The sequence below is a fragment of the Micrococcus sp. HMSC067E09 genome (genome assembly GCF_001812555.1).
In the GTDB taxonomy this organism is placed as follows: domain Bacteria; phylum Actinomycetota; class Actinomycetes; order Actinomycetales; family Micrococcaceae; genus Micrococcus; species Micrococcus lylae.
In genome coordinates this window covers 1-6,710 of the sequence record NZ_KV809448.1, presented here as the reverse complement: position 1 = coordinate 6,710, position 6,710 = coordinate 1, and the positions used below count along the sequence as shown (strand labels likewise).

General features: G+C 67.2%; 7 protein-coding genes and 2 pseudogenes. 6 read left to right on the top strand and 3 right to left on the bottom strand.

Annotated features, from left to right (window positions below; all coding sequences use genetic code 11):
- Positions 1-26 precede the first annotated feature (26 nt).
- Positions 27-800 (top strand): annotated as a pseudogene (locus tag HMPREF2863_RS08250) (IS481 family transposase); the annotation flags it as partial.
- A 134-nt stretch (positions 801-934) separates the two neighbouring features.
- On the opposite strand, the gene HMPREF2863_RS08245 reads toward HMPREF2863_RS08250, so the two are convergent.
- Complete coding sequence (locus HMPREF2863_RS08245; protein WP_049147384.1) at positions 935-1,183, bottom strand: MerR family transcriptional regulator; 249 nt, start codon at positions 1,181-1,183, stop codon at positions 935-937.
- 12 nt (positions 1,184-1,195) lie between these two features.
- On the opposite strand from HMPREF2863_RS08245, the gene HMPREF2863_RS12085 reads away from it, so the two are divergent.
- Positions 1,196-1,369, top strand: coding sequence for a hypothetical protein (locus HMPREF2863_RS12085; protein WP_168165774.1), 174 nt, complete (start codon positions 1,196-1,198; stop codon positions 1,367-1,369).
- Between the two features lie 140 nt (positions 1,370-1,509).
- Positions 1,510-2,391, top strand: a complete 882-nt coding sequence (locus HMPREF2863_RS08240; RefSeq protein ID WP_049147382.1) for a hypothetical protein — start codon at positions 1,510-1,512, stop codon at positions 2,389-2,391.
- A gap of 329 nt (positions 2,392-2,720) precedes the next feature.
- Here HMPREF2863_RS08240 and HMPREF2863_RS08235 read toward each other — a convergent pair whose 3' ends face one another.
- Together HMPREF2863_RS08235 and HMPREF2863_RS11570 are read right to left on the bottom strand one after the other, a co-directional pair.
- Positions 2,721-3,323, bottom strand: a complete 603-nt coding sequence (locus HMPREF2863_RS08235; protein WP_070639392.1) for a cadmium resistance transporter — start codon at positions 3,321-3,323, stop codon at positions 2,721-2,723.
- The gene (locus HMPREF2863_RS11570; protein WP_017488126.1) at positions 3,320-3,679 is read right to left on the bottom strand and encodes a Cd(II)/Pb(II)-sensing metalloregulatory transcriptional regulator CmtR; all 360 of its coding nucleotides are present in this window, start codon (positions 3,677-3,679) and stop codon (positions 3,320-3,322) included. Before HMPREF2863_RS11570 ends, HMPREF2863_RS08235 begins: the two co-directional genes overlap by 4 nt.
- A 248-nt stretch (positions 3,680-3,927) precedes the next feature.
- Between HMPREF2863_RS11570 and HMPREF2863_RS08230 the strand changes: the two genes are divergently transcribed.
- The 3 genes and pseudogenes from HMPREF2863_RS08230 to HMPREF2863_RS08220 all read left to right on the top strand — a co-directional run.
- Positions 3,928-5,595: a Mu transposase C-terminal domain-containing protein gene (locus HMPREF2863_RS08230; protein ID WP_141756396.1), complete on the top strand. Its 1,668-nt coding sequence runs from the start codon at positions 3,928-3,930 to the stop codon at positions 5,593-5,595.
- A complete protein-coding gene (locus HMPREF2863_RS08225; protein WP_049147597.1) occupies positions 5,589-6,506 on the top strand; it encodes a TniB family NTP-binding protein in 918 nt (305 codons plus the stop codon). The genes HMPREF2863_RS08230 and HMPREF2863_RS08225 overlap by 7 nt, the downstream gene beginning before the upstream one ends.
- Positions 6,503-6,710: pseudogene (locus HMPREF2863_RS08220) on the top strand (hypothetical protein); the annotation flags it as partial. The gene HMPREF2863_RS08225 and the pseudogene HMPREF2863_RS08220, both read left to right, overlap by 4 nt.

Here is a 6,710-nt window from a genome sequence, read left to right as displayed (position 1 = left end):
AGCCCTGCCACTAAGTCTGACGCGCGACAAAACAGATCGTGGCCGCCCGATGGCGCCGACGCCTGGGGCCGGCACAGATCGCTGGAGAACTCGGGATGCCGGCCTCCACCGTCCATGCCGTGCTCGTGCGCTGCCGGATCAACCGCCTCGCCCGTCTGGACCGGGTCACCGGCGAGCCGATCCGCCGCTACGAGCACCCCCACCCCGGGTCGCTGATCCACGTCGACGTCACCAAGTTCGGGCGCATCCCCGACGGGGGCGGACACCGATTCGTCGGGCGTCAGCAGGGCATGAAGCACCGCGCGGCGACCTCGGACCGCGAAGGAACCCGTGATGCCCGATATCAGCCCCGGCTCGGGGTGGGCTTTCTGCACACCGTGATCGATGATCACTCCCGCTTCGCCTATGTCGAGATGCACTCCGATGAACGCAGCCAGACGGCCATCGCGGTGTTGCGCCGCGCGGTCGCCCACTTCGCGCGCCTGGGCGTGGAGGTGGAGCGGGTGCTCTCGGACAACGGCTCGGCCTACCGCTCGCATGCCTGGCGTGATGCCTGCACCGAGCTCGGGATCAAGCCCAAGCGGACTCGGCCCTACCGGCCGCAGACGAACGGGAAGATTGAGCGGTTCCATCGCACGCTCGCTGACGGGTGGGCCTACGCCCGGTTCTATAGCTCAGAGACGGAGCGCAGGGCCGCGTTGCCTGGATGGCTGCACTTCTACAATCATCATCGCGTCCACTCCGCGATCGGCGCCGTGCCTGCCACCAGGCTCAACAACCTCCCTGGACATCACACCTAGGCGATGCTGATGGCCGGTTGGCGTTCATCGCGGCCCTTAGGAGCTCGCACTTTGGAGTAGAGCACGTTTCCGTGTCAGAGCCTTCTGATGTCGCTGGTCCTCCGTTGAGACGCTGAGGGGCTTTCTTGCTGGTCTCAGTCGTCCTTGTGGATCGCGTAGTGCACCGTCCCGACGGTGACGCCTTCCTTGGCAGCAATGGCGCGCATGGAGAGCCCTTCCGCGCGCAGAGCACGAATGCGTTTATGGCGTGCGGCGGCGTCCGCCAAGTAGTCCGCGCGTTCCTGGGCGACGGTGCGGCGGATGGTGCGCGGCGAGACTCCGAATCGCTCGGCTAGCTCGCGGGCGGTCTGCTTGCGCTTGGCGCGCGTAGGGGTGCTGGTCATGCGTCCTCTCCCATGTGTGACGAGCCGAGCACGCCCAGCCCGGACGAGGTCGCTGCCGCGCGCACGCCGGCCGGCGGATGGACCAAGGCCCAGCTGGCCGCCTGGGGCGTGCCGTGGCTGCCACCGAAGGGCTGGCGCGCCGAGCTCGAGGAGCAGTGGAAGGCCCTGGGGCGACCCTTCGCCTGACTGCCGCACGCTCTCCCCGTGAGCCCCCGGCCTCCTTGGAGGAGCCGGGGGCTATCGCGTCCGCCCTCGCCGCTACCGTGAAGGCTCCAGTACACAGCACGGCGGGGTAGTGACCCGCCACGACAGAACAGCGAGGTCTCGTGCGACCCACGATCTTCACCCTCCGCGTCCTGAACTACGTCCACACCAACGGCCTCGTCGGCCAGCACCTGCGGGACATCCCCACTGAGGTGTGCCCACCCGACCGTGTCCAAGTCGCCGCCCGAGAGCTCATGCAGCTCGAGATGATCCCCAAGAACACCCCCTTGGCTGGCTGTATCCCGATTGCTGTCCTGCCCCGGTGTGCCTTCGACGCCGAGCGGGTTGCTCGGGCATACCCGCGCGTCGAGGCCCAGTGGCTGCTTCTAGAAGCAGCCGAGGCATGTCCCAATGATGCCGGCGTCTACGACGACCTCCAGGCCCTGGACCTCACCGATCGTCAGATTCAGAAGGCGTCTTCGGACCTCGAGGCTCATGGTTACCTCGAGCCCGGTAGTACCAGTTCGTACCGGCCCGTACTCACGTCCGCAGGCCTTGATCTCGTGGCCGCCTACCAGACTCCCTTCGTGTGGCCGCCGGCAGAAAGCGGGTTCTCAGTGACCAACCACCACGACAACTCCGTTACTCAGAACGTCCAGACCGGCAACGGGTCGAACGTGGCCCTAGCCGGCCACAGGAGCAACGTCACCCTCACCGTCCAGAGCCAGGACCGCCCGGCGCTGGCGGGACAGTTCGAGCAGCTGCGCGAGGTGCTGCACGCGGAGGAGGGCCTCAGCGATTCTGACGCCGTACGTGACCTGCTGACGCGCGTGAACATGCTTGAGGAGCAGGTGGAGGACGGCGACGGCAAGATCCCAGCCAGCCTGCTCGAGCGCTTCCTAAACAAGGCCGTCGAGACCCTCGCGGACGAGTCTGCACAGCGCATCATCCCGGTCCTCAGCACGATCTACGTCCTGTTCGGTCTACCGCCGCTCCCTGCCTGACCGCTCATCCACCGGTGCCCGCCGCATGGCGCTACGGTGCTCCTCAGCGCGTCAGGACGATTCCCCTCCTGGTCAGCGCGCTTGGCCACCGATCCTGATCTCTCATGCAGGGTGGCTCCGTTGCCCGCGCTCGTCCTATTGGCCGTCGAGCCGGGTATACCCCTTTACACGCCCTGCCCTGTGGCTTCGTTCGCTTGGTGGCGGGGTTTTTGCAGCGCTCCGTGGCGGTCTTGTTGCCGCGATCACGCAGGACTGGCCGCAGGTAGGTGTCGCGGTCTGAACCGAGAGGGGTGCGCCCGGTCGGGGCCGTTTGGATCGCTGCCGCTACGTCAGAGTCCGAAGGCTCCGCCGCTGACGAGGATCACGATGCCGAGGCCGATGAGAACGATGGGGAAGAGGATGTGCTCCCAGCGTTCGAGCACTTCGGCGATCGGGGGGCGGGTGGCGACGAACTTTGCCAGGGCCACCAGGACCGCGACGAGCGCGAGGAAGACGATGCAGTAGGCGACTACTGCGAGAGGTTTCACGCTGAGGAAGACAGGGGTGTAGACGCCGATGTTGTCGCCGCCGTTGGCAAGGGTGACGCCTGCGACTGTCCACACGCCGACCTTCTTGCCGGCAACCTTGGCCTCGTCGTCATCGTCGTCATCGTCTCCGCGCCAGGCCTGCCATGCGGCCCAGAGGCCGAGGCCCAGAGGGATGAGACCGAAGTACGGGATGGCTGCCGAGGGCAGGAATGCTCCGGCGCCGATGGTCACCAGGACCGCGGCACCGAGGATGCCGGCGAATCCGAGGTACTGGCCGGCCAGAATGCGGGCGGTAGTGCCGCGCTGGCCTGCCCCTCGCGCGAAGAAGAGGGAGAGCACGATGATGTCGTCGATGTTGGTCGCTGCGAACAGGCCCATCGCCTGCAAGACCGAGGTGAGGATCATGCGCCCTCCCCAGCTGCGTCGCATCCGGGAAGCGAGCAGGCGGGATCGATGCACGGGGCGTCTTCGTCCACTGCCAGGGTGGCATCGACCAGTGCCGTCAGCGCCTGCGCCAGGTGCGAATCGGCGATCTCATATCGTGTCCGACGACCCTCGGGCTCGGAGACGACGATCCCGCAATCGCGCAGGCATGCCAGGTGGTTGGACACGTTCGGGCGTGTCAGGTCCAGATCTCGGGCCAGTTCCGCCGGGTAAGCGGGATGGTCGAGCAGGGTCAAGATGATCCGGGATCGAGTGGGGTCGGCCAGTGCACGACCCAGGCGGTTCATCACGTCGAGACGCGAAGCAATAGTCATCATGGACTGAACTATACAGTGCGAACTGAACACTCGGTCACAGGCGTCAGCCCAGATCGCCTGCCCGTAAGGGGATCCTTCACCGTACGTCGAGCGAGCTCAGTCCTCGTGTCATTTTCAGAAGTCGACTGCGCTCTCGGGCCCGTCCTCTCGGGGGTGGTGTCGTCGACTCCCGAGCCCTGGTCGTTCAGTAGTCCTGTGCACTAGCGTCGCATCTGCTCAGTAGTCCTGTTCTCTATGAGGAGGCGGGCGTGGACGGCGACCAGGATGAGATGGCTGGACCGGGCGTGCTTGCGGTGCCCGAGCGTGAGTGGGAGCAGGCCCGGTTGCGGGCCGGGGTGATCGGTCGCCTGGCCGAGCACGATCCAGTGGGACTGGCTGCCGTCGACGAAGCCGCGATGGAGCTGGGGATCTCCCGGCGCCGGGTGTACGTGCTGCTGGAGCGGTACCGGCGGGGCTCGGGCCTGGTCACTGATCTTGTCCCCCGGCGATCGGATGGTGGCAAGGGTGGGGGCCGGCTGACGGAGCCAGTGGAGCAGATCATCCGTGAGCTGGTGCGCCAGCGGTACTTGACCCGGCAGAAGCGCAGCATTGCCTCCCTGCATCGGGAGATCACGCGGGCCTGCGCCGTGCAGGGGCTGCCGGCTCCGGCACGGAACACGGTGGCCGCGCGGATCGCTCGGATGAATCCGGTCGAGGTGGGCCGGCGGCGCGAGGGGGCCGAGAGCGTCCGGCCGTTGCAATCGGCCGGGGACGAGGTTCCGGTAGTCGAGTCGATCCTGGACCAGGTGCAGATCGATCACACGGTCATGGATCTGATCGTGGTCGATGACCGTGACCGTCAGCCGATCGGACGGCCGTATCTGACGGTGGCCATCGACGTGTGCAGTCGGTGTCTGGTTGGAATGGTGGTGACCTTGGAGCCGCCCTCGGCGGTGTCGGTGGGGTTGTGCCTGGCCCATGCGGCCGGTGACAAGCGGCCCTGGCTGGAGCGGCTCGGAATCGACGCGGCCTGGCCGATGAGTGGCAAGCCGAAGGCCCTGTATGTGGACAATGCTCGGGAGTTCAAGAGCGAAGCGCTCACCCGCGGGTGCGACCAGCACGGTATCAGCCTCGACTACCGCCCGCTGGGCCGGCCGCATTACGGCGGGATCGTCGAGCGGGTCATCGGCACGGCCATGCGACAGATCCACGAGCTGCCGGGGACCACGTTTTCGAACCCAGTCGAGCGTGGAGCGTACGACGCCGAGAAGATGGCCGCACTGACGATTGCCGAGTTGGAGCGGTGGCTGGTGTTGGCTGTGGCGACCTACCACGGCACGGTGCACTCCACGCTGGGCCAGACCCCGGCCGGACGGTGGGTCGAGTCGGTCGCAGCGACCAGTACCCCGATGACGACGGCCAACCCGACGGCGTTCTTAGTGGACTTTCTGCCCGTGTTCCGCCGCAAGCTCACGCGCACCGGGTTTGTTCTGGACCATGTCCACTATTTCGCCAATGCGCTCAAGCCGTGGATCGCACGCCGCGAGGCCCTGGAGCGGTTCCTCATCCGGCGGGATCCGCGCGATATCAGCCGCATCTGGGTGCTGGACCCCGAGGACACCGCGTACATCGAGGTCCCGTATCGGGCGTTGTCGAACCCGGCGGTCAGCGTGTGGGAGCACCGGCAGGCTCTGGCCCGGCTGCGCGAGCGTGGGGCCACCGAAGTCGACGAGTCGGGCCTGTTCCGGATGATCGAGCAGATGCGCACCATCTCCGAGACCGCCCAGAAGACCACCAAGCGCACCCGCCGCGAGAGGCAACGCCGCACCCAGACCGGGACGACCACTACGAGGCCGACGCCCCCGGTGCCGGAACCACCGGTCGTACCAACGGACTTGGATGTGGTGGCCCGGTTCGGGGAGATCGAGCAATGGTGAATGCCAACGAGTACGAGCCGCTGGAGCTGTCCCACTTGCACCCGGCCGCGCAGCCGGTGGCGCGATTGCCGGCGGCCGAGCGGGTCCAGCGGATCCGCGCGGACCGCTGGATCGGCTACCCGAAGGCGGTCGAGGCCGTCGAGCGTCTGGAGACCATGCTCGGCTGGCCGGCGAAGCAGCGCATGCCCAACCTGCTACTGGTGGGCCCGACAAACAACGGCAAGTCGATGATCATCGAGCGCTTCCGCCGGCAGCACCCGCCCAGCTCCGAACCGGACCGGGAGCAGGTCCCGGTGGTGTGCGTGCAGATGCCCTCGGAACCATCACCCTTGCGGTTCTACACCGCGATCCTGTCCGTCCTGGGCGCACCCCTGCGGCCCCGGCCTCGTCTGGTGGAGCTCGAACGCCTCGCCTTGTCCCTGCTGCGCGAGGTCGGGGCGCGGATGCTGGTCGTTGATGAGCTGCACAACGTGCTGGCCGGTCGCGGGGACACCCGTCGGGAGTTCCTGAACCTACTGCGGTTTCTGGGCAACGAACTGCGCATCCCGCTGGTCGGGGTCGGCACCCGCGAGGCCTACCTGGCGGTGCGCTCCGATGACCAGTTGGAGAACCGCTTCGAACCCTTCGTGCTCCCGCTCTGGGAGGCCGACGACCAGGCGAGATCCCTGCTGGCCAGCTTCGCCGCCTCCTTCCCCCTTCGGAAACCATCGGTGATCGACACCGAGGACATGGCCCGCTACCTGCTGGCCCGCAGCGAGGGCACCATCGGGGAGCTGGCCCACCTGCTGACCGCGGCCGCGGTGGCCGCCGTCGAGTCCGGCCTCGAGGCCATCGACCACCGGACCCTGACGATGGCTAACTACACCGGGCCGACCGAACGCCGCCGGGTCTTCGAACGCGAGCTGCTGTGAGCACTCGGTGGCCGGTGCACCCGGCCCCGGTCACCGGTGAGGCACTCACCTCCTGGCTGCGCCGGATAGCCCACCGCTACGGGGCCGAGGTCGAGGACCTCGTTCTCGATACCGGGTTCTGCATCTCCCGCCCCGGGGACCTGGACGTGGCCGCCCCGGAGGAATTCATCAACCAGCTAGCTGTAGGAGGGCATGACGTTGTTG